12 protein-coding genes are annotated in these 23,300 nt (G+C 74.1%); 11 read left to right on the top strand and 1 reads right to left on the bottom strand.

Annotated elements, in window-relative coordinates:
• Positions 1-87 precede the first annotated feature (87 nt).
• The gene (locus OHV05_RS17015) at positions 88-3,225 is read left to right on the top strand and encodes a PAS domain-containing protein (protein ID WP_405018440.1); all 3,138 of its coding nucleotides are present in this window, start codon (positions 88-90) and stop codon (positions 3,223-3,225) included.
• Here the strand turns inward: OHV05_RS17015 and OHV05_RS17020 are convergent.
• Positions 3,193-4,218: a LuxR C-terminal-related transcriptional regulator gene (locus OHV05_RS17020; RefSeq protein WP_405018441.1), complete on the bottom strand. Its 1,026-nt coding sequence runs from the start codon at positions 4,216-4,218 to the stop codon at positions 3,193-3,195. The two genes, OHV05_RS17015 and OHV05_RS17020, sit on opposite strands and share 33 nt — an antisense overlap.
• A 175-nt stretch (positions 4,219-4,393) precedes the next feature.
• Here OHV05_RS17020 and OHV05_RS17025 point away from each other — a divergent pair, with 175 nt between their 5' ends.
• The 10 genes from OHV05_RS17025 to OHV05_RS17070 all read left to right on the top strand — a co-directional run bounded on the left by OHV05_RS17025 (position 4,394) and on the right by OHV05_RS17070 (position 23,299).
• Positions 4,394-4,555 carry a hypothetical protein gene (locus OHV05_RS17025; RefSeq protein WP_405018442.1) on the top strand — a complete coding sequence of 54 codons (162 nt, stop codon included), beginning with the start codon at positions 4,394-4,396 and terminating at the stop codon, positions 4,553-4,555.
• Between the two features lie 190 nt (positions 4,556-4,745).
• Complete coding sequence (locus tag OHV05_RS17030) at positions 4,746-5,006, top strand: acyl carrier protein (protein WP_405018443.1); 261 nt, start codon at positions 4,746-4,748, stop codon at positions 5,004-5,006.
• Between the two features lie 31 nt (positions 5,007-5,037).
• Complete coding sequence (locus OHV05_RS17035) at positions 5,038-8,121, top strand: amino acid adenylation domain-containing protein (RefSeq protein ID WP_405018444.1); 3,084 nt, start codon at positions 5,038-5,040, stop codon at positions 8,119-8,121.
• Entirely contained in the window at positions 8,118-14,510 is a 6,393-nt protein-coding gene (locus tag OHV05_RS17040; RefSeq protein WP_405018445.1) for an amino acid adenylation domain-containing protein, read from the top strand. Before OHV05_RS17035 ends, OHV05_RS17040 begins: the two co-directional genes overlap by 4 nt.
• Before the next feature lie 34 nt (positions 14,511-14,544).
• A complete protein-coding gene (locus OHV05_RS17045; RefSeq protein ID WP_405018446.1) occupies positions 14,545-18,477 on the top strand; it encodes a non-ribosomal peptide synthetase in 3,933 nt (1,310 codons plus the stop codon).
• 80 nt (positions 18,478-18,557) lie between these two features.
• Positions 18,558-19,853: an MFS transporter gene (locus OHV05_RS17050; protein WP_405018447.1), complete on the top strand. Its 1,296-nt coding sequence runs from the start codon at positions 18,558-18,560 to the stop codon at positions 19,851-19,853.
• 35 nt (positions 19,854-19,888) lie between these two features.
• Positions 19,889-20,077 (top strand): MbtH family NRPS accessory protein, encoded by a 189-nt coding sequence (locus OHV05_RS17055; protein WP_057234219.1) that lies wholly within the window; start codon positions 19,889-19,891, stop codon positions 20,075-20,077.
• A 29-nt stretch (positions 20,078-20,106) separates the two neighbouring features.
• Entirely contained in the window at positions 20,107-21,153 is a 1,047-nt protein-coding gene (locus OHV05_RS17060; RefSeq protein ID WP_405018448.1) for a MupA/Atu3671 family FMN-dependent luciferase-like monooxygenase, read from the top strand.
• Positions 21,150-21,665 (top strand): flavin reductase family protein, encoded by a 516-nt coding sequence (locus OHV05_RS17065; RefSeq protein ID WP_405018449.1) that lies wholly within the window; start codon positions 21,150-21,152, stop codon positions 21,663-21,665. Before OHV05_RS17060 ends, OHV05_RS17065 begins: the two co-directional genes overlap by 4 nt.
• Entirely contained in the window at positions 21,662-23,299 is a 1,638-nt protein-coding gene (locus OHV05_RS17070; RefSeq protein WP_405018450.1) for an ABC transporter substrate-binding protein, read from the top strand. Before OHV05_RS17065 ends, OHV05_RS17070 begins: the two co-directional genes overlap by 4 nt.
• The last annotated feature ends 1 nt before the right edge of the window (position 23,300 follow it).

Raw genomic sequence — 23,300 nt, forward strand, 5'->3', positions numbered from 1 at the left:
AAGAAGAATGAGATACTCCAGTCTCCCGAGGAGAGCGCGAGCCGCCGGTCGCACGCCGTGACGCAAGCCGTGAGGAGACCTGTCGACGTGAGCAGCAGGCCGATCCGAGGCGCTGCTCGCCTCGCCGCCATACTCGATGCCCTGCCCGACGCACTGTTGCTGGTGAACAGCAACGGCACCGTCGTGGACGCCAACTCCGCCGCCGTCCAGGCGCTGCAGACCCCCGGCACCTCGCTGGTCGGGATGGGCGTGCTGGACCTGCTGCCCGAGTTCGACCCGAGCCGGATCCCCGGCTCGATGCGGCCCGCCCCGCGCGAGCCCGAGGGTCTGGACCGGCCGGTCCGGATGACCGCGCGGCGCACCGACGGCTCGACCTTCCCGGTCGAGGTCTCCGGCAACGACTTCACGGACGACGGCGAGGAGCGCGGCGGCTCCGGCTACAGCTCGCGCTTCCCCCAGGACGGCGGCTCCGCCGGTGAGCTGCTGCTCCTGCTGGTCCGCGACCTGAGCAGCCGGCTCGGGGTCGAGGCCGAGCTGCGCAGGCAGCACAAGCAGACCGAGATGATCCTGCGGGCCGCCGCCGAAGGCGTGCTCGGGGTGGACCTCGAGGGCCGGGTGGTGCTGGTCAACCCGGCCGCCGCGCACATCCTCGACTACCGGGCCAGCGAGCTGGGCGGCCGCGAGCTGCACCCGCTGATCCAGCACTCGCAGGCGGACGGCAGCCCGCTGGCCCTGGAGGGCTCGGCGCTGCTGGACACCCTGACCTCCGGCCGCAAGCACCGGGTCAGGGGTGCGGTGCTCTGGCGCAAGGACGGGAGGCCGGTGACGGTCGACCTGACCACCGCCCCGGTCCGGGACGGCGACCAACTGGTCGGCGCGGTGATGACGTTCACCGACCGGACCAGGGAGCTGGCGCTGGTCGCCCGGAACGAGCATCTGACGGCCGTTCTGGAGAGCGAGCTGGGCAGCGCGCTGGACACCCTGCACCGCCGGATCGACGCGCTGGCCGCCGACCCGGCCGGGCAGCTCTGGCCGGAGGCCAACTGGACCCTGCGGCGGCTGGCCGACGAGTGCCGCCGGTTCGGCACCCTGATCGACGGGGTGCTGGACCACCAGCGGTTCGAGACCGAGACCGAGAACGGCCGGCAGGAGCTGGACCGCCGCCCGGTCGGGCTGGACAAGGTGGTCCAGCGCGCCGTCGAGCAGGCGGGTGAACTGGTCGGCGCGGGCCGGGTCAGGTACTCGGTGCACGCGGCGGGCGTCGAGGTGGTCGCCGACCGCGAGCGGCTCGCCCGGGCACTGGCCCACCTGGTCGCGGACGTCAGCGGCGTGGCGCTCTCGCTGGACACCCCCGGCACGACGGCCGGTCCGGACGGGCCGGCCGAGGCGCCGATGGTGGTACTGGCCGCCGCCCAGCGCGGCGAGGTCGCCCGGATCGAGGTGCGCGGGCCGTCCCGGGCCGTCAACCCGGTCCACCTGCCGATCGCCCGGAGCACCGTCGAGCGACACGACGGGGTGCTCCAGCGGCACGAATTGCCGTCCCGGGCCGGCACCACGTACGTGGTGGAACTCCCGCTCGACCCGGCCACGGTGACCGGGCCGCGCGCGGTGGGGCAGCACCACGTGCCCAAGGAGACCGACACCGCGATGCTGCCGGACCTGCCCGAGGTCCCCCCGGCCGAGGTCGCGGAGGCCAAGGAGCCGGTGGCCGAGGCCGTCCCGGCGAGCGGCACCGACGAGCAGCCGGTCGAGCAGCGGGGCGAGCAGCGGGCGGAGGCCGAGCCGGGCGGCCCGACGGACCGTCAGGCCGAGCCCGCCCGGGGTCCGATCGCCCTCGGCCCCGGCCCGGTGCCGGAACCGCCGGCCGCCGGACCGGTCGCCGAGCCGGCCGTGGCCGAGGAGGAGCCCGGGCGGGTCGGACGCCGCCGTCGGGGGCTGCCGGAGTCGCTGTCGATCCCCGGGGTGCCCGACCCCGGCACGCCGGTCTACCCCGGCCTCGAACTGGCGCTGCCCGCACCCGTCGAGGTGCCGCCCGTCCCGACCGAACCGCCGGCCGTCCAGCCGACCGGCCGGCGTCGGCGGCTCGCGCTGCCCGCCCAGGCGGAGCCGAGCCCCGCGCCTGCGCCATCCCCCGAGGTGCCGGCCCGCCGGGCACTTGAGCTCCCGTCCGGGGAGAGCCGTCCCGAACCGTCCGTCGAGCCGCCTGCCGAGCAGCCGAGGCCGGTCGGCAGCGGGCTCGGCGAGCTGACCCCGCCGCGCCCGTCCGGTGGCTTCGCCGGGGCGTTCCCGAGCGCCTTCCCGCAGCAGTCCGCGCCGGTCGAGCGCCCCGCGCTGCCCGCCCTGGCCAGTGCGCCGGAGCAGGGTGGCGAGCCCCCGGCGCCCGTCGAACCCCGTACGCCCCCGCGGCCGACCGCCGAACTCGCCCTGGCCGGGCCGGAGTCGGCACCGACCGGGGCCGAGGACCCGCCGACCATGGTGGTGCCGACGGTCGACGGCGGCCCGCGCCGCCTGCTGGTCTGGCCCGAGCCCGACCCGTCCACCAAGCAGGCCCTCCAGGACCGCGGCTACCGGCCGGTGATCGTCCGCTCCCGCGAGGAGGTGGACGCCCAGGTGTCCGCCTACCCCGCCGCGCTCTTCGTCGACCCGCTGACCGGGCCGATCACCCGTACCGCGCTGCAGTCGCTGCGCACCGCCGCGCTCAACAGCCGGGTGCCGGTGCTGGTCACCGCCGGCCTGGGCCAGGCCACCCGGGACGCCGCGTACGGGGCCGACCCGGCCGTCCTGCTCCGGGCGCTGGCGCCCAAGGACAGCGAGAACCACTCCTCCCGGGTGCTGCTGGTCGAGTCCGACCCGGACATCGCGGCCGCGCTGATCGCCAGCCTGGAGCGGCGCGGCATGCACGTCGAGCACGCCACCGACGAGAACGACGCGGTCTCCCGGGCCAGCAGCGTGCAGCCGAACCTGGTGGTGATGGACCTGCTGCAGATCCGGCGCCGCCGGGTCGGCCTGCTCGACTGGCTGCGCGCCAACGACCGGCTGCACCGCACCCCGCTGGTCGTCTACACCTCGGTCGACCTCGACCCGCAGGAACTGCCCCGGCTGCGGACCGGCGAGACCGTGCTCTTCCTCGCCGAACGCTCCACCTCCGAGGACGTCCAGTCCCGCATCGTCGACCTGCTCGGCCGGATCGGTTCACTCGCCGAGGTGGGCGCCGCGCGCGGCTGAGCCGTCCAGCAGGTCCCGGGCCCGGGTGAGGTAGCCCGCCTGGAAGCGGCTCTCCGCACCGAGCTGCTCGAACAGGTCGGCGATGTACTTGCGGCAGGTCCGCAGGGAGACGCCGAGCCGGCGGGCGATGGTCTCGTCCCGCAGACCCTCGCTGAGCATGGTGAGAATGGCCAGCTCGACGCCCTCGCGCACCTCACCGTCCGCGAGAGCCGGGCTGTACGGGGCGCCCATCTGCCAGTTGCGGTCGAAGGCGGTGCAGAGGAAGGCGACCGTGGACGGATCCCGGATCACGGCGGCCCCTCCCTTGACCTCCGAGTGCGGGAGGAAGACCACCTCTCGGTCGAAGGCGATCATCCGGCCGAACAGCTCGACCTGGGTGCGCACCTGGGCGCCGATCGCGGTGGCCCGCTCGACGTAGACCTGGGTCGGGGCGTGGTGACGCGAGGTGTGCTGGTAGAGCGTGCGCATCCGGACGCCGCGCTCGATCATCGCCAGGTCCCTGGCGATCGACTGCTCCAGCTCCGCGGCCGGACGCCCCCCGCCCGGCTGCGAGGTCATCACCTCCGACCGGCAGGCGTCACTCGCCTCCTCCAGCATCTCGATCACCCGGTCCAGTGACTCGACGAGCTCCAAGGGCGCTTCTCTGGCGGCCTCCTGAACACCCGTCGCGTACAGCGCGTTGAGCGAGTCGACGGTGTCCCAGATCGAGAAGATGCCGGCCAGGCCCCGGCGGAGCCTGGACTCGGTGGCGGCCACCTCGGCGCTGGCCAGCTGGGGGTCGACGGGGCTCCAGCCGGGTGGCCCGCCGTTGTGCTGGTCGTCGCCGTCCCGGCTGATCAGTGGCACGGCCGCCAGCAGCTCCAGCGAGCGGGCGACCCGCTCGGGGGAGATGCCCAGACCGACAGCAGCGTCCTCGGCCACCAGACAGCCGTGGGTGACGGCCCATCCGTAGACCTGCATGTCCTCGGCCTGCAGGTCCTGCAGCCGGGCCATGATGTCTGATTTAGGAGTGTTATTCACTCTTTGGTCGCCCTTCATCTTGGTGCAGCTCACCATCATGCGGCCTTTCGAGCTGGATTGCGACCTACCAATTCACGATGCTTGGGACATGGCCGAACGGGGCGATCCCCCGAGGGCCTTTGCACCGAATCATGGGGGAATAAAAAAAATGAGCGTCACCCGCAAGCGAATCATCATGCTCTCCGCCGCCCTGGCAGGCGCGCTGGCCCTGGCCCTGGGCGCCACCGTGACCACCGCCGAACAGCCCGGAAGCCCGTCCACGGTCGTCTCGGCCACCGGTCTCGGTCTCCCCGACACCGGCTGGAGCTAGTCGCCCGCTGCTGCCGCGACGATATCGCGGCAGCAGCGCAGGAAGGCAGCAGCGCGGTGGCGGACGGCCGATCGGCCACCGCGAAATATTAATCAGCATGAATGCAGCACGACAGCAATGTGTCCAGATTTACCGGACCCTATCTGTCATGTCCACGGCTAATGTTTCCAAGAATTCGGAGTTGGTTCCGGTGTCAGTCCAGAACACGTTCGCCGGGCGCGTCTCCGCCACCGAGATCAGGGCTCTGGTGACGGACGTCCTCGGCGTCGAGGTGCCGGGGGAGGGCTCGTTCATCGGGCACGGCGGCGACTCGTTCCACGCGGTGGTGATCGTCTCCCGGATCGAGGAGCAGTGGGGCGTCGAGGTCGAGTTCCTCGACGTCCTCAACTCCACCCCGGACGGGCTGACCGAGACGGTGAACGCCGCGCTGAGCGGTCCCGCCCAGCAGTAGAACGAAGGAGTGGCGGCCCGCCGCCGAGATCATGAACGGATCACTGTCATTCGGTCCGAGCACCGCCATCCCCACCGCCGCCACCGCGCACCACGCGGTGCTGGCGGTGGCCGCGCGGACGCCGGACGCTCCCGCGCTGCGGGCGGGCGGACGCGTCGTCAGCTACCACGAACTGGTGGAACGGGCGCGCGCCGTGCAGCTGACGCTGAGCCACCTGGGCGTCCGGCCCGGCTCGTTCGTTCCCGTCCTGGCCCGTCCCGGGGAGGCGTTCACGGTGGCCGCGCTGGGCGTCCTGCTGGCAGGCGGCGCCTACGCCGCGCTCGACCCGCAGTGGCCCGCCGAGCGCGTCAACGGGGTCGTCGACGACCTGGCCGCCGCGTTCGTGCTGGACACCACCGGTGCGGGCCTGGTGTCGGCCGCGGTACCCGTCGTCGCACTGCCCGGTGCCGCGCTCCCCCACGGCGGCCGACCCCACGGCGGCCGACCCGGGGCGGGCGCGGCGCCGAGCGCCGACCTCGCGCCGGTGGAGACCGGCGCCGACGCGCCGGCCTGCGTCTTCTTCACCTCCGGCTCGACCGGCCGACCCAAGGGCGTGGCCGTCCCGCACCGGGCGGTGCTCCGCAGCTTCCTCGACGGCGGCTACGCGGACCTCGGACCGGACACCGTCATGCCGCTGGTGGCGGCACCGTACTGGGACGCCGGGACGCTGGAGATCTTCGGCCCGCTGCTCAACGGCGGCTGCGCGGTGGAGGTCCCGGACGGTCTGCTGACCCCGGCCGGGCTCCGCCGACTGGTCCGGGAGGACGGGGTCAACACCCTGTTCCTGACCAGCTCGCTGGCGAACCTGATCCTGGACGAGGACCCCGACGCCTTCACCGGCGTCCGCCATCTGATGGTCGGCGGCGAGCGGGTCTCCCCGTCCCACCTCGCGACCTTCCTGGCCGGGCACCCCGGCGTCCGGCTGAGCAACTGCTACGGCCCGGTCGAGTCGATGGTGTTCGCCACCACCCACGACGTGTCCGCGGCCGACCTCGACGCGGCCGACGGCATCCCGATCGGCACCGCGATCCGCAACACCGTGCTGGCCGTGCTGGACACCGAGGGTGGCCTCGCCCCGGTCGGCCAGGTCGGCGAACTGCTGATCGGCGGCGACGGGTTGGCACTCGGCTACGTCAACCGGCCGGAGGAGAACGCCAAGCGCTTCGGTGTCCTGGAGCTGCCGGGCCGGGAGCCGCTGCGAGTCTACCGGACGGGCGACCTGGTCCGGATGGCGGCCGACGGCCGGCTCAGCTACCTCGCCCGCGCCGACCGGCAGTTCAAGGTGCGCGGCTACCGGATCGAACCGGGTGAGGTGGAGCGGGTGCTGGGCGCCCTGGACGGCGTCCGGGAGTGCTTCCTGCTGCCGGTCCGCACGGCCGAGGGCACCGTCACCGGCACCGTCTGCGCCTACACGGCCGAACCGGGACCGGCCCTGACGGCCGAGGAGTTGAGCCGCCTGAGCGCGGCCGCGCTGCCCTCGTACCTGCGGCCCGACCGGTTCGTCCGGCTCGACGCCCTCCCGCTCGGGCCGACCGGGAAGGCCGACCTGCGGGCCGTCGAGCGGCTGGTCCGCCCGGTGGAGCCCACCGGGGCGCCCGCACCCGTACCGGGACCGGACGGGTCACCGGCGCTGTGTGCGGTCCGCGAGATCCTCGGCGTGCCCTGGCTCGGCCCGGACCAGGACCTGCTGTCCTTCGGCGCCAACTCGCTCCAGATGCTGCGGATCGCCGCCCGGTTGTCCGTCCTGCTGGACACCGAGTTCTCCGCCCGGGACGTCTACCGGCACAGCACCGTCGTCGCCCTGGAGCGACTGGCCGCCCGCCGGCCCGGGCGCACGGCTTCGCGGCCCGGCCGCGCTGACGGTCAACTCTCGTCCGGCGAGCGCAGGTTCTGGATCGCCGAGCAGCTGGCGCCCGGCGCACCCGGCCACGTGGCGATGAGCCGGATCGAGGTCTCCGGGCCGATCGACGCCGAACGCCTGGAGCAGGCGTTGGCCGCGGTCGCCGCCGCACACCCCGCGCTGCGGACCACCTTCCCGCTCGACCGGAGCCGACCGCACCGGGCCGTGGCCGCGCACCCCGCACTGCCTCCACTGCTCCGTCGCTCCGGCCCGGGCGAGAGTGAACTCACTTCGCTCACCGATGAGTTGGCCGCCTCCGTGCACGACCTGGCGAACGGCCCGCTGCTCGCCGCCGGTCTGCTGACGGAGCGTGCCGACCGGCACACCCTGCTGATCGCCGTGCACCACGCGGTGTACGACGCGCACTCGGAGCAGGTCCTGCTCGGCGACCTCGCCGCCGCCTGGGACGGCGCGGCACTGCCGCCGGCATCCGGGCCCCCGGCCGCCGGACCAGCCGACGACGCCGACCGGGCCTTCTGGCAGGCGGAGTTGGCGGGCCTGGAGCCCCTGGCGCTGCCGGTGGCCACACCGGACCTGCGGCAGCTCTGGACCTCCCCGGTGACCGGGCGGCCGATCGCGCTGCCCGCCGGGACGGCCGGGCTGCTCCGGGCGGCGGCCGTCCGCCACCGCACCCCCGCGCTCACCCTGCTGCTCGCCGCCTGGTGGCGGGCGCTCGCCGGCTGGACCGGCCAACTCGACCTGGCCATCGGCACCGTGGTCGCCGACCGGGCCCCGGCGGACGAGCGGACCATCGGGTACCTGGCCAACGGCCTGCCCATCCGGGTGCCCGGACACCCCGGCGCGTCCGGCCCGGAGCTGCTCGCCCTGATCGGCGACCGGCTGCTGGCGGCGTTCGCCCACGCCGCGCTGCCCACCGACCGGATCGCCGCGCTGGCACCGCGACCACCGGCCGGACGATCCCCGCTCTACCAGACCATGCTCGTGCTCCAGCGGGTCGGCGCCCCGGTGCGGCTCGGCGCCGCCACCCTGCGCCCCCGGCCGGCCCCGCCGCTGGGCCCGCAGACCGAACTCTGCTGCGAGCTGTGGGAGGACGGCGACGAGCTGACGGGTGCACTGCACGCGCCGCTCGGCCTGCTGCCGCCGGACACCCTCGCCCTGCTCGCCGGCCTCTTCGCATCCGAGCTGAACCTGCTGCTCACCAAGGACCTGACATGACCGACACCTTCACCGAGCCCGCCCCCGACCCCACCGCCGGTGCGGCTCCCGGCCTCCCGCTCTCCTCCACCCAGGAGCGGATGTGGTTCGAGGAGCAGCTGCGGCCGGGCGGCACCGCGTACCTGATGCCGGTGATCTCCCGGGTCGACGGTCCGCTCGACCCGGCCGCCCTGCAGCACGCCGTGGACACCGTGGTGGCCCGGCACTCCGCGCTGCGCACGGTCTTCGCCGACCTGGACGGCACCCCCGTCCAGCAGGTGCTGCCGACGGTCGAGGCGCCGGTGACCTTGCTGGACCTCCGGGAGCTGCCGGACGCCGCCGAGGCCGGCCGGGAGGCCGCGCTGCGGGAGGCCCGGCGGCCGTTCGACCTGACCGAGGGGCCGCTGCTGCGGGTGCTGGTGATCCGCACCGCCGAGCAGCGGCAGCTGCTGGTGGTGACGGTCCATCACCTGGTGTTCGACGGGACCTCGTTCGGCCTGTTCTTCGCCGAGCTGTCGGCGGTCTACCGGGCCGCGCCGACCGGCGGTCAGCCGGACCTCCCGCCGGTCCGCCGCCAGTTCGTCGAGGCGGTCCACGCCGACCGCGAGCAGCTCACCCCCGAGGCGTTGGACGGCCTGCTCGGCTGGTGGCGGGAGTACCTCGACGAGACGCCCCGGGTGCTCGAACTGCCCACCGACCGGCCCCGTCCGGCCGTCCGGAGCCACCCCGGTGCCCAGCAGCGGCTGTTGCTGGACGCCACGGTCAGCGCCGGGGTGCGCGAGCTCGGCCGGACCCACGAATGCACCCTGTTCATGACGGCGCTGTCGGCCTTCGGCGTGGTGCTCTCCCGGCAGACCGGCCTGCCCGAGCTGCTGGTGGGCACCCCCGTCTCCACCCGCCGGGCCGGGGACCACCGCGTCCTGGGCTGCTTCCTCAACACCCTCCCCGTCCGGCTGGACCTGGGGGCCGACCCGTCCTTCGCCGAGCTGCTCGGCCGGGTCAGGCACAGCGCGCTGGAGGCGTTCGCCCACCAGCGGGTGCCGTTCCAGCAGCTGGCCGCCGACCGCGCCACGGACCGCGACCCCGGGCGGAACGGCCTGGTCCAGGTCTTCTTCAACGTGCTGCCGCCGGCCGCCCCGCTGGAGCTGCCGGACTGCACGGTCGAGCAGCTGCCGTTCCCCGAGATCGACAGCAAGTTCGACCTGACCCTCTATGTCTCCACGGTGGACGGGCAGTTGGCCCTGGACGCGGTGTACGACGCGGAGCTGTACGAGGCCGAGCGGGTGGCCGACCTGCTGGAGCAGGTCGGCCTGGTGCTGGCCCAGGCCGTCGCCGACCCGGCCCGCCCGGTCGGTGCCTTCGCCCTCGCCACCGCCCGCGCCACCGCGCTCACCCCCGACCCGACCCTCGAACTGCCCGCCGGCTACCCGGGATCGGTACTGGAGCGGCTGGCCGCGCACGCCCGCCGACAGCCCGACCGGCCCGCCCTGATCGGCCCGGACCGCAGCTGGACGTACCGCGAGCTCGCCGAGCAGACCGACCGGACGGCCGCGCGGCTGCTCGCCCACGGCGTCCACCCCGGCGACGTGGTGGCGGTTCAGGCGACCCGTGACCCGGCCGTCGTGGTGGCACTGCTCGCCACCCTGCGCGCCGGGGCGGCCTTCGCGATCCTGGACGCCGACTACCCGGCAGCCGAACTCGCCCTGCGGGCCGCCGAGTTGAAGCCGGTCGCGTGGATCTCGGCCGCCCCCGGCCGGGCCGTCGAGAGCTTCATGACCGGCCCGGTGATCCCCTTCGACGCCACGGGTGACCCGCTGCCCGCTCCGGTCGGGCCGACCGCCGGGGACCTGGCCTACGTCAGCTTCACCTCCGGCACCACCGGGCGCCCGCAGCGGGTGCTCGGCGACCACGGCCCGCTCGCGCACTTCCTCGACTGGTACACCCGGGCCTTCGCACTCGGCCCCGAGGACCGGTTCTCGGTGCTCTCCGGCCTCGGCCACGACCCCTTCCTGCGCGATGTGCTCGCGCCGCTCTGGGCCGGCGCCGGCGCCGTCTTCCCCGGCGCCGATCTGCGGGACACCGCCGCGCTGGCCGAGTCGCTGCGCCGGGACCGGATCACCGTCACCCACCTGACCCCCGCGCTGGGGGCCGCGCTGGCCGCCGCGGACGGCGCGGGCTGGCCCCTCCTGCGGCTGGCCGGCTTCGGTGGCGACGTGCTCGGCCACCGCACCCTGCGGGACTGGGCGGCGCTCGCCCCGGCCGCCGACCTGCTCAACCTGTACGGCGCCACCGAGACCCCGCAGGCCGTCTCGGTGCACCTGGCCCGGCGGGCCGGGCAGCCCGCGCCGGGCGGCGCCGGCCCGGTGCCGCTCGGCCCCGGGATCGACCAGGTGCAGCTGCTGGTCCTGGCCGGTGACCGGCCCGCCGCGATCGGCGAGATCGGTGAACTCGTGGTCCGCACGCCGCACTTGGCGCGTTACGCCGAGGGCACCGGCGGGTTCGGCCGGAGCCCGCTCGCGGCCGCCGGTCCCGACCCGGTCTACCGCACCGGTGACCTGGCCCGGCTGCGCCCCGACGGTCTGATCGACCACCTCGGCCGGGCCGACCACCAGGTCAAGATCCGCGGCCACCGGGTCGAACCGGCCGAGATCGAAGCCGCGTTGACCGCGCAGCCGACCGTACGGCAGGCCGTGGTGCTGGCCGTGCCGGAACGGTCCGGCGGCTACCGGCTGGTCGGTTACCTGGCCACCGGCGACGTCCGGCCCGACCTGGCCGAGCTGCGGGCCGCGCTGGCCGCCGCGCTGCCCGAGCACAAGGTGCCGTCCGCCTTCGTCGTGCTGGACGAGCTGCCGCTCACCGCGAACCGGAAGACCGACCGGGCCGCGCTGCGCCGGCTGGGCCGCGAGGAGGCCGCGGTCGGCCGGTACGTGGCTCCGGCCGGGGAGCTGGAGGAGCAGCTCGCCGGGATCTGGCGGGAGGTGCTGGGCCGCGAGCGGATCGGCAGCCGGGACAACTTCTTCGCGATCGGCGGCCACTCGCTGCTGCTCAGCCAGGTGCTGGTGCGCGTCCGCCGCACGCTGGGCGTCGCCCTGTCGCTGCGCGAGCTGTTCCAGCACCCGACCGTCGCCGGGCTGGCCGCCCTGGTCGAGCGGACGGGCCGGGGCACGGGCGCCGAGCGGCCGGTCCCCCGGTCCGACGAGCACGCACCGGCCCCGCTCTCCTGGACCCAGGAGCGGCTCTGGCTGGAGGAGCAGCTGCGCCCCGGCGACGCCGCGTACAACATGCCGTTGGTGCTGAAGGTGCGCGGGCCGCTCGACCTCGGGGCCCTGCAGATCGCGGTGGACGCCGTACTGCGTCGTCACGCGGTGCTGCGGACCGGCTTCACGCTGACCGGCGGAGCTCCGATCCAGCAGCCCACCCCGGGGGCGAAGGTGACGGTGCGTGAGGTGGACCTGCGCACCGCGCCCGACCCGGCCGGGGCGGCGCTGGCCGAGGCGATGCGGGAGACCAAGCGGCCCTTCGACCTGGCCGCCGGCCCGCTGCTGCGGGCGCTGGTGCTGCGCAGCGGCGCGGACGAGCAGCTGCTCGTCCTGACGGTGCATCACATCGTTTTCGACGGCTGGTCGTTCGGCGTGCTGCTCGACGACCTCTCCCGGGCCTACCGGGCGGCCCTGGCCGACGGCGCGGCGGAGCTCGGCTCCGGGCTGCAGTTCGCCGACGTGGCCCGCTGGCAGCGGGCCGAGCCGGACGACGACGCGGCGGCCGCGCTGCTCGCCGGGTGGACAGAGCAGCTGGCCGGGGTGCCGACCGTGCTGGAGCTCCCCACCGACCGGCCCCGACCCGCCGTCCAGGCGCACCGTGGCGCGCGCCGCCGGCTGGTGCTGGACCCGGCCGTGTCCGAGCGACTGCGCGAGCTGTCGCTGCGGAGCGGCGGCACGCTGTTCATGACCCTGCTCTCCGCGTTCGGCGTGGTGCTCTCCCGTTACACCGGCCAGGACCACCTGCTGGTCGGCACCCCGGTGGCCAACCGGGAGCGGGCCGAGTTCGAGGACCTGGTCGGCTGCTTCCTGAACACCGTGCCGGTCCGGCTCGACCTGCACGGCGAGCCCGGGTTCGACGAGTTGGTCCGCCGGGTCACCGACAGCGCGCTGGCCTCCTTCGCCCACCAGGAGGTGCCGTTCGGCAGGCTGGTGGCCGAGCTCGCCCCGGAGCGTGACCTCTCCCGGAGCCCGCTGGTCCAGGTGCTGTTCGCGCTGCAGAACGTCCGGCTCGGCGCCTTCGAGGCGCCCGGGGTGACCAGCGAGCTGGTCGAGGTGTCGGAGGCGAACAGCCAGTTCGACCTGAACCTGCGGATGCTGGACACCGGCGAGGAGATCCTCGGCTGGCTGGACTACGACACCGACCTGTTCGACCCCGCGACGATCGGGCGGCTGATCGAGCACCTCACCAACGTGCTGGCCGCCGTGGCGGCCGACCCCGCCGTGCCGGTGGCCACCGTCGAGCTGCTGGGCCGGGCCGAGCGCCACCGGGTGGTGCGGGAGTGGAACGGCACCGCCGTCGGCTGGGACCTGGAGCGCACCCTCACCTCGCTGCTGGAGGAGCAGGCCGAGCGCTCCCCCGAGCGGACCGCGGTGCGCATCGGCGGGCAGCAGGCGAGCTACGCCGAGCTGCACCGGCGGGCCAATCGACTGGCCTGGCGGCTGCGCGAGCTCGGGGTCGGCCCCGACGTGGTGGTCGGCGTGCACCTGGAGCGCTCGGTCGAGCTGATGGTCGCCCTGCTGGCGGTGCTCAAGGCGGGCGGCGCCTATCTGCCGCTCGACCCCGGCTACCCGCGGGAGCGGCTGGAGTTCATGCTCACCGACTCCGGCGTCCCGGTGCTGCTCACCGGCCCCGACGGCGCGGCGGACGCACCGGCCGCCGACGGCGTCACGGTGCTCCGGGTCGGCCCCGAGGCCGGGGCCGGGTATCCCGGGCACGCCCCGGAGCCGACCGCCGGTCCGGACCACATCGCGTACGTGATCTACACCTCCGGCTCCACCGGCCGCCCCAAGGGTGTCCAGGTGCCGCACCGGGGGATCGTCAACCGCCTGCTGTGGATGCAGGACGCCTATCGGCTCGGCGCGGACGACACGGTGCTGCAGAAGACACCGATCAGCTTCGACGTCTCGGTCTGGGAGCTGTTCTGGCCGCTGCTGGCCGGGGCCGGGATGGTGCTGGCCGAGCCCGGCGGACACCGCGACCCGGACTACCTGGCAGGGCTGATCCAGCGCGAGCGGGTGACGGTGTGTCACTTCGTCCCGCCGATGCTGGAGACCTTCCTGACCGCCGCCGCGGCCCCGGACTGCCACTCGCTGCGGCTGGTGGCGTGCAGCGGCGAGGCACTGCCGGCCGAGCTGGCCCGGCGCTTCCACCGCGCCCTGCCGACCGCCGCCCTGGAGAACCTCTACGGGCCCACCGAGGCGTCCGTGGACGTCACCCGGTGGTCCAGCCGCCCCGGCTGGACCAGGCCCACCGTGCCGATCGGCGCGCCGATCGCCAACACCCGGGTGTACGTGCTGGACCGCTCGATGGCCCCGGCCCCGATCGGTGTGCCCGGCGAACTCTTCCTGGGCGGTGTGCAGTTGGCGCGGGCCTACGGCGGCCGGCCGGAGCTGACCGCCGACCGCTTCGTGCCGGACCCGTTCGCCGAGCCCGGCGCCCGCCTCTACCGGACCGGCGACCTGGCCCGCTGGCGGCCCGACGGCACGGTGGAGTACCTCGGCCGGATCGACCACCAGGTCAAGGTGCGCGGCTTCCGGATCGAACTCGGCGAGATCGAGGCGGCGCTGGCCGAACAGCCGGGCGTCGGCCAGGCCGTGGTGATCGTCCGGGAGGACGAGCCGGGCGACCGGCGGATCGTCGCCTACCTGACGCCGACGGCCGACGGCCGCCCGGTGCCCGACCGGGCCGCGCTGCGGGCCGGGATCGGGCGGCTGCTGCCCGACTACATGGTGCCCGGTGCGTTCGTCGCGCTGCCCGCGCTGCCGCTGAGCCCCAACGGCAAGGTGGACCGCCGGGCGCTGCCGGTGCCCGACCGGGACCGGTCCTCGACCGCCGGGTACACCGCGCCGCGCGAGGGCACCGAGCAGCAGCTCGCCGAGCTCTGGCAGCAGGTGCTGCGGCTGGACCGGGTCGGCGCCACCGACAACTTCTTCGAGATCGGCGGCGACTCCATGCACGCCGTCCGGGTCGTCGGCCTCGCCCGCGAGCAGGGCCTCGACCTCCCGCTGACCGAACTGTTCGCCCATCAGACGGTCGAGGCGGTGGCCGGCTGGCTGGCCTCCCGCACCGAGGTGGCCCAGGAGCAGCGCCCGGTCGCCGCCTTCGGCCTGCTCTCCCCGGCGGACCTGGCCAAGCTCCGCGCCAAGTAGCACCCCCTCCCCGACCGTCCTGGAAAGGACCGCCATGACCCTCGGCGACATCGTCGACGCCTACCCGCTGACCAGGCTCCAGTCCGGCATGCTCTACCACAGCCTGTTGGACCGGGACACGCCCACCTACCACGACATCTCCGCCATCCGGCTGGCCGGCCGCTTCGACCGGGCCGCGCTGGACGAGGTGTTCGCCGGGGTGATCGCGCGCTCCGACATGCTGCGCAGCTCCATCGACCTGACCAACTTCAGCGAGCCGATGCAGCTGGTGCACTCGGCCGTGCCGACCCCGCTGACCGTCGAGGACCTGCGCGGCCTGCCCGCCGAGGACCAGCGGCGCCGGGCCGCCGAGTGGACCGCCGCCGAGAAGGCCACCGCCTTCGACCTGGCCGTCGCCCCGCTGCTCAAGCTGCACGTCCTGGTCTTCGCCGACGACGACTTCCAGCTCAACCTGAGCTTCCACCACGCGATCCTGGACGGCTGGAGCCTGTCCCTGGTGACCTCCCAGCTGCTCACCGGCTACGACGCCCGGCTGGCCGGGCGGACGAATGAACCCGAAGCCCCGGCCACCCGGTTCCGCGACTACCTCGCCCTGGAGCAGCAGGCGCTGGCCGGCCAGGAGGCCAGGGACTTCTGGGCCCGCACGCTCTCCGACACCGAGTTCACCGGCCTGCCCCGGTACCCCGACCAGGGCCTGGCCACCGAGCGCACCGCCCAGGTGTACGAGGTACCGCTGCCGGCCGACCTGACCGCCGGGCTGCGCGCGGTGGCCGCCCGGGCCAAGGTGCCGGTGAAGTCGGTGATGTTCGCCGCGCACGCCCGGGTGCTGGCACTGCTCTCCGGCTCCACCCGGGTGGTGACCGGGCGGGTCAGCAACGGCCGCCCGGAGACCGCCGACGGCGACCAGGTGGTCGGCCTCTTCCTCAACACCCTGCCGCTGGTGGCCGAGGTGGCCGGGGTCAGCTGGATCGAGCTGGCGCAGCAGATCCACCGTCAGGAGAGCGAGGCGCTCGCGCACCGCCGCTACCCGATGGCGCAGCTGCTGCAGGACCTGCGGCGCCCCGAGCTGTTCGAGGTCGTGGTGGACCACCGCAGCTTCCGCAGCTACGACATGACGCTGGAGCAGATCGCCGTCACCGGCGGCGAGTTCTTCGAGCAGACCAACTTCCCGTTCACCGCCAACTTCGGCACCGACCCGGCCACCGGCGAGGTCCGGCTGCGGTTCAACTACGACCTGGCCGAGTTCTCCGCCGGGCGGATCACCGAGATCGGCGGCTACTACGCCGCCGCGCTGGCCGCCCTGGTGGCCGAGCCCACCGCCCCGGCCCAGGCCGCCGGGCTGCTCGCGGACGAGCAGCTGACCCGGCTGGTGAGCGGCTGGAACGACACCGCGGCGCCGCGCACCCCGGGCCAGACCCTGCCCGAGCTGCTCGCCCGGCGCGCCGCCGAGCGCCCGGACGCGGTGGCGCTGCGCTCCGGCGACACCGTGCTGACCTTCGCCGAGCTGCACGCCCGGTCGAACCGGCTGGCCTGGCGGCTGCGTGAACTCGGGGTCGGCCCCGACGTCCTGGTCGGCGTGCACCTGGCCCGCTCGGCCGACCTGATCGTCAGCCTGCTGGCGGTGCTCAAGGCGGGCGGCGCGTACGTACCGCTCGACCCCGGGTACCCGTCCGACCGGCTGGAGTTCATGCTCGCCGACGCCGAGGTCTCGGTGCTGCTCGCCGACCCGGAGCTGGTCGGCGCGCTCGACCCGGCCGGCGCCCGGGTGCTGGCAGTGGACGCGGCCGCCACGGCCGGGTACCCGGAGCACGAGCCGCCACTGGCGGTCACGCCGGACCACCTGGCCTACGTCATCTACACCTCGGGCTCCACCGGCCGCCCCAAGGGCGTGCAGATCCCGCACGGCGCCCTGCTCAACCTGCTGCAGTCCTTCGAGCGGGACCTGGAGATCACCGATCGGGACCGACTGCTGGCGGTCACCTCGCTCTCCTTCGACATCGCGGGCCTGGAGGTGTACCTGCCGCTGCTGGTCGGCGCCGAACTGATCCTGGCCCCCGACATCGCGGTGGACGGCCCCCGGCTGCGCGACTTCCTGGAGACCAGCGGCGCCACCGTGATGCAGGCCACCCCGTCCAGTTGGCGACTGCTGGTGGAGGCCGGGCTGCGGGCCGACCCGGCGCTGCGGGTGATCTCCGGCGGCGAGGCGCTGCCGGACGACCTGGCGGCCGAGCTGACCGCGCGGTTCCCGGTGGTCCACAACGCCTACGGCCCGACCGAGACCACCATCTGGTCCTGCCTCCAGCGGGTGCTGCCCGGTGCGCCGGTCACCCTCGGCGGCCCGATCGCCAACACCCGGGTGCACGTGCTGGACCAGACCTTCGGCCTGGTGCCCGAGGGCGTCCCGGGTGACCTCTGGATCGCCGGCGACGGGCTGGCCCGCGGCTACCTCGGCCGGGCCGACCTGACCGCCGACCGCTTCCTGCCCGACCCGTTCGCCGGCACGCCCGGCGCCCGGATGTACCGCACCGGCGACGTGGTGCGCCGACTGCCGTCCGGTGAGCTGGAGTTCCTCGGCCGCTCGGACCACCAGGTCAAGGTCCGCGGCTTCCGGATCGAGCTGGGCGAGATCGAGTCGGTGCTGGCCCGGCACCCCGGCGTCGGCCGGGTGGTGGTGGTCGCCCGGGAGGACCGGCCCGGTGACAAGCGGCTGGCCGCGTACCTGACCCCGGTGGGCGACGCGCCGACCACCGCCGAGCTGCGGGCCGCCGTCGCCGCCGAGCTGCCGGACTACATGGTGCCGAGCGCCTTCGTGGTGCTGGACGCCTTCCCGCTCACCCCGAACGGCAAGATCGACCGCAACCAGCTGCCCGCACCGGGCCGCGAGGAGTCCGCCGCCGGGATCTTCGTCGAGCCGCGCACCGCGACCGAGCGGGCGCTCGCCGAGATCTGGTCCGACGTGCTCGGCGTGGAGCGGATCGGGGTCACCGACGCCTTCCTGGAGCTCGGCGGCAACTCGATCTCCGCACTGCGGGTCATCATGCGGCTGCCGGACATCACCGAGGTCGAGCTGCCGGTGGCGGCCCTGTTCGAGGGCGGCACCATCGAGCGGATCGCCCGGATCATCGACGGCGAGCAGGAGGTCGTCAACAGCGTGGTGGTCGCGCTGCGCTCGACCGGCTCCAAGCCGCCGATCTTCTTCGTCCACCCGCTCGGCGGCAGCGTGTTCAGCTACGCCGAGCTGGTCGAGGCGCTCGACCCGGAGCAGCCGTTCTACGCCGTGCAGGCCCCTGAGTACGCGGGTCCGGACGTGCCCAGGCCGGACACCATGGAGGGCATCGCGGCGCTCTACCTCGCCGAGCTGAGGGCGATCCAGCCCGAGGGCCCGTACCACCTGGGCGGCTGGTGCATGGGCGGGATGATCTCGTACGAGATGGCCCGTCAGCTCCAGGCCGGCGGCGAGGAGGTGGCGATGCTCACCATCGTCAGCGCGAGCATCGACGACCCGGTGCCGCCGCGGTACGTGACCTCGGAGTCGGCCGCGATCCTCGGTGCGTTCGGCCACAAGCTGCCGACCACCGAGGCGGTGCTGGAGGCGCTGGACGAGGACGCCCGGCTCCGGTACGTCATCCAGCTCACCCACGGCACCGACGACGAGCGCGCCGACGCCGCCACCGTGGACGACCTGCGCCGGCTGGTCCGGCTCTACCAGCGGCACGCCCGGGCCCTGATCACCTACCGCGACACCCCGCGCGAGCCGTTCCGCGGCGACGCGCTGCTGATCCGCGCCGAGACCGAGCTGTTCACCGGCTGGGACTTCGGCTGGAAGGAGCGGGTGGACGGCCGCCTGCTCATCGACGAGTCGCCCGGCAACCACTTCTCGATGCTGGAGCAGCCCAACGTCCCGAAGGTCGCGGCCCGGATCGAGGCCGCCGCGGCGGGACGGCCGAGCGGCGTCGTCGCCGAGTAGCACCGCACCCTCCGGCCGGCCGCGAGCAGTGCGGCCGGCCGGCCCTCCTCCCTCTTCCTCCGAACCCCCAGGAGCACCCGATGCCCACCACCACCGAGACCCCACCGGAACAGGCGCGGGACGCCCGCCCGAGCGTCTGGCGCAACGCCGACTTCACCAAGCTGTGGATCGGCCAGACGGCCTCTCAGTTCGCGGCCCAGATCAGCGACTTCGCCCTGCCGCTGGCGGCGGTGCTGGCGCTGTCCGCCAGCTCGGCCGAGGTCGGCCTGCTCGCCTCGGTGATCCGGCTGCCGTACCTGCTGGTCTCGCTGTTCGCGGGTGTCCTGGTGGACCGGATGTGCCGACGCAACCTGATGGCCGCCGCGGACCTCGGCCGGGCCCTCGTGCTCGGCGCCGTCCCGCTGCTGTACTGGATGCACCAGCTGGGGATCAGCTGGCTGTACCTGCTGGGCTTCCTGGCCGGCTGCTGCACGGTGCTGTTCGACGTCGCCGCGCAGGCCTACCTGCCCCGGCTGGTCGAGCGCGAGGACCTCGCCGCCGGCAACTCGGCGCTCGGGACCAGCCAGTCGGCCGCGACCATCGGCGGCCCGGCGCTGGCCGGTGTGCTGGTGCAGTGGCTGACCGCACCGGTCGCGGTGCTCGCCGCCTCGGTCTCCTACCTGGTCTCGGTGCTGAACATCTGGCTGATCAAGCAGCGGGAGCCGGCCGCCGAACCGTCCGGCGCCACCGGTGCGGCCGGGACGCTGCGTCAGGTCCGGGAGGGACTCTCGGTGGTGTTCCGCAACGAGCCGCTGCGGACCACCACGATCATGGCCTCGATCTTCAACGTCTCGTTCACCGGCTTCGAGGTCGTCTTCGTCCAGTTCATGCCGCACACCCTGGGCCTGTCGGCGGGTCAGATCGGCCTGGTGATGGCCGCGCTCGGCCCCGGCTTCCTGGTCGGCGCGATGTTCGCGGGCCGGTTGCCGAAGAAGCTCGGCTACGGCCGCACCATGCTGATCACGGCGAGCGTGGCCAACCTGGTGATGCCGGCGATCGCCCTGGTGCACGGTGGCGGGGCGCTCGCCGTCGGCACCCTGATGGTGGTCAACTTCCTGTTCGCCTCCTTCGGGGTGGCCAACAACGTGACGATGCTGACGATCCGTCAGTCCATCACCCCCGACAGCCTGCAGGGCCGGGTCGCCGCCACCAACCGCTTCGTGGCGATGGGTGTCGCCCCGCTGGGCGCCCTGCTCGGCGGCGTGCTCGGCTCCGCCGTCGGCCTGCGCGGCGCCGTCCTGATCACCACCCTCGGGTTCGGCCTCGCGCTGATCCCCCTGGTCACCTCCTCGATGGTGCGGATCAAGCACCAGCTCCCGGACCCGATCTCCGCATGACCGTCCCTTCCTCCGTCGAAAGGCAGCACCACCCCATGTCCGAGCAGGAGTACCAGCCCGTGCACACCGTCGTCGTCAACGCCGAGGAGCAGTACTCGGTCTGGCCGGTCGTCACCCCCGTACCCGCCGGCTGGCGCGAGACCGGCCACCGGGGCACCCGCACCGAGTGCCTGGCCCACATCGAGACCGTCTGGACCGACCTGCGTCCGCTCAGCGTCCGCTGACGGCCCGCGCAACCCCACCGAGGCTTCCCATGGATTTCAGTCTGTTCTACTTCGCCGACGGGGCGATCGGCGGCTCGCGCGGCCGGTACGACCTGCTGTTGGACGGTGCCAGGTTCGCGGACACCCACGGCTTCGCCGCGGTGTGGACGCCCGAGCGGCACTTCCACGAGTTCGGCGGGCTCTACCCCAACCCCGCGGTCACCGCGGCGGCCGTCGCCGCCGTGACCGAGCGGATCGGCGTCCGGGCCGGCAGCGTGGTCGCCCCGCTGCACCACCCGGTGCGGATCGCCGAGGAGTGGTCCGTGGTGGACAACCTCTCGAACGGCCGGGCCGGGGTCTCGCTGGCCTCCGGCTGGAACGCGGTGGACTTCGCGCTCCGTCCCGAGGGCTACGCCGACCGCAAGGACGCCGTGCTGGAGACGGTCCGGACCGTCCGCTCGCTGTGGCGCGGCGAACCGCTCGCCGTCACCGACGGCGCGGGCAAGCCCGCCGAGGTCAAGGTCTTCCCGCCGCCGGTCCAGGCCGAGCTGCCGATCTGGGTGACCAGCGCCGGCGGTCCGCAGACCTTCCAGGCGGCCGGCCAGGCCGGCGCGGGTGTCCTGACCCACCTGCTGGGCCAGGACTTCGACCAGCTGGCCGAGAAGATCGCGCTCTACCGCAAGGCGCTGGCCGACCGTCCGGACCACGACGGGTGGCCCGGCCACGTCGCGCTGATGCTGCACACCTACCTCGGCGAGGACGCCGACCAGGTCAGGGAGACCGTCCGCGAGCCCTTCACCGCGTACCTGAAGAGCTCGTTCCGGCTGATCGCCCGGTCGGCGACCAGCATCCTGCAGGGCTTCGACGTGGACAAGCTCCGCGAGTCGGACATCGACTTCCTGGTCCGCCGTTCCTTCGACACCTACTACAGCTCCAGCGGACTGTTCGGCACACCGGCGCAGGCGGCCGCGGTGGTGGAGCGGGCCAAGGCCGCCGGGGTGGACGAGCTCGCCTGCCTGATCGACTTCGGCATCCCGGACCGGACGGTGCTCGCCGGCCTGGAGACGCTGGACGAACTGCGGCGGTCCGTCCAGTGACCGGCACCGACACCCGGCTCTTCCGGCAGGTGGCCGGCCGCTTCGCCACCGGGGTCACCGTGGTGACCACCCGGACGGCCGACGGCCCGTTCGGCATGACCGCCAACTCCTTCGCCACGGTCTCCCTCGACCCCCGGCTGGTGCTGGTCTGCATCGGCGAACGGGCCCGGATCCGCGAGCACCTGCTCGACACCGGCAGCTTCGCGGTGACCGTGCTCAGCTCCGGTCAGCAGGCCACCGCCCGCCGATTCGCCGACCCCTCCCGGCCGGGCGGCACCGCCGCCTTCGCCGACGACGCCTGGATGCCGGGACCGGTCACCGGGAACCCGGTGCTGCTGGACGGCGCCGGCTGGTTCGACTGCGCCGTCCGGGACATCCACCCGGCCGGTGACCACTCGATCGTGGTGGGCGAGGTACGCGCCCTCAGCCTGCTCCCGGCCGAGCAGCCGCTGATCTTCGCCGGCGGCGGGTTCCTGACCGCCGCCCGTCCCACCCTGGAGGTACCCGCATGACTCCCCCCGCCACGGGCGACGTGATCGCCCTGGACCCGGCCGCCTCGCGCGGCCCGGCCCCGGCCCGGCCCGGCGCCCGCCGGGGCGGCACCCTGCACATCCTGCGCGACGGCGAGTACGACCACCTCGACCCGCAGCGCAGCTACACGCTCCAGTCGCTGGCCATCGGCCACCTGCTGTTCCGCACCCTGACGATGTTCCGCGAGGACGGCGCCGGTGGCCGGGTGCTGGTCGGCGACCTCGCCGAGACGCCCGGCCGGGACCTCGACGGTGACGGCCGCCGCTGGGAGTTCACCCTCCGACGGGGCGTCAGGTTCGAGGACGGCCGCGAGGTCACCGCCGCGGACGTCGCCCACGGCATCGCCCGCTCCTTCGCGCCGGAGATCTCCGACGGCCCCACCCACCTGCGGAACTGGCTCGGCGAGAACGGCGGGTACCGCGGCCCGTACCAGGACGGCCCGGACGTCCCCGGCCTGGAGCTGACGAGCAGTCACGGTCTGGTGCTGCGCTTCCGCGACCCACACCCCGACCTGCCGTTCGCCGTCTCCCAGCCGACCACCGCTCCGGTCCCCGCCGACGCCGACACCGGGGCCGACTACGGCCACGCACCGGTCGCCAGCGGCCCGTACCGGATCGCGGAGCACATCCCCGGCAAGCGGCTCACCCTGGTCCGCAACCCGTACTGGGACGCCGCCACCGACCCCGTCCGGCACGACCACCCGGACCGGGTGGAGATCGAGATGGGCATCGAGCACGGCGAGCAGAACCGGCGCACCCGGGCCGACCGGGGCATCGACGCGTACGCCGTGGCGGAGAACAACGCGCCCGAGTCGGTGGCCGCCGAGCTGATCGCCGACCCCACCCTGGCCGGCCGGCTGCGCCGGGACGCCACCCCGCTGGTCTGGTACCTGGCGGTCAACACCGCCCGGGTCACCGACCTCGACGTCCGCCGGGCCATCGCCCACGCGGTGGACCGCAGCGGCATCCGGCAGAACATGCTGGGCGAGGCCCAGGGGCGGCTGGTCCACACCCTGCTGCCCGCCGCCACCATCGGCCACCGCGACTACCCCGACCCGTACCCCGCCGGCGAGCACGGTGACCCCCGGGCCGCCGCCGAGCTGCTCGCCGGGCGGAGCCCCGAGCTGCGCATCCTCTGCCGCAGCGGCGACTACTTCATGGCCGGTGGCCGGGCGCTGGCCGAGAGCCTGGACCGGGCCGGTTTCCGCACCGAGCTGGTCGAGATCGACCGCCCCTCGCACAACGCCACGCTCAAGACCCAGGGCCACCCGTACGACCTCTACCTGATGTGCATGGCCGCCGACTGGCCCGGCGCGTCCACCCTGCTCGGCATGTTCGACGGCCGCACCATCGGCCCCACCGGCAACGACAACTTCGTCTACCTGGACGACCCCGGGGTCAACGCCGAGATCGAGCGGATCGGCCGGCTGCCCGCCGCCGAGGCGGCGGCCGAGTGGGCCGCGCTGGACGAGCACCTGCTGCGCGACCACGTGCCGATGGTGGCCCTCTTCTCGTACCTGCACGTGGCCCTCAGCGGGTCCAAGGTGGGCGGGGTCTTCACCTCCTCCTTCCTCGGCACGCCGGTCTACTACAACGCCTACGTCGAGGAGGTCTGAG

This window comes from Kitasatospora sp. NBC_00070 (assembly GCF_045041205.1).
GTDB lineage: Bacteria > Actinomycetota > Actinomycetes > Streptomycetales > Streptomycetaceae > Kitasatospora.

Excerpts from the sequence above, each read along its gene's own strand:
- OHV05_RS17055 (WP_057234219.1), top strand. The coding sequence starts at position 19,889 with ATGTCCGAGCAGGAGTACCAGCCCGTGCACACCGTCGTCGTCAACGCC.
- OHV05_RS17060 (WP_405018448.1), top strand. The coding sequence starts at position 20,107 with ATGGATTTCAGTCTGTTCTACTTCGCCGACGGGGCGATCGGCGGCTCG.
- OHV05_RS17045 (WP_405018446.1), top strand. The coding sequence starts at position 14,545 with ATGACCCTCGGCGACATCGTCGACGCCTACCCGCTGACCAGGCTCCAG.
- OHV05_RS17070 (WP_405018450.1), top strand. The coding sequence starts at position 21,662 with ATGACTCCCCCCGCCACGGGCGACGTGATCGCCCTGGACCCGGCCGCC.
- OHV05_RS17035 (WP_405018444.1), top strand. The coding sequence starts at position 5,038 with ATGAACGGATCACTGTCATTCGGTCCGAGCACCGCCATCCCCACCGCC.
- OHV05_RS17050 (WP_405018447.1), top strand. The coding sequence starts at position 18,558 with ATGCCCACCACCACCGAGACCCCACCGGAACAGGCGCGGGACGCCCGC.
- OHV05_RS17040 (WP_405018445.1), top strand. The coding sequence starts at position 8,118 with ATGACCGACACCTTCACCGAGCCCGCCCCCGACCCCACCGCCGGTGCG.
- OHV05_RS17020 (WP_405018441.1), bottom strand. The coding sequence starts at position 4,218 with ATGGCCCGGCTGCAGGACCTGCAGGCCGAGGACATGCAGGTCTACGGA.
- OHV05_RS17025 (WP_405018442.1), top strand. The coding sequence starts at position 4,394 with ATGAGCGTCACCCGCAAGCGAATCATCATGCTCTCCGCCGCCCTGGCA.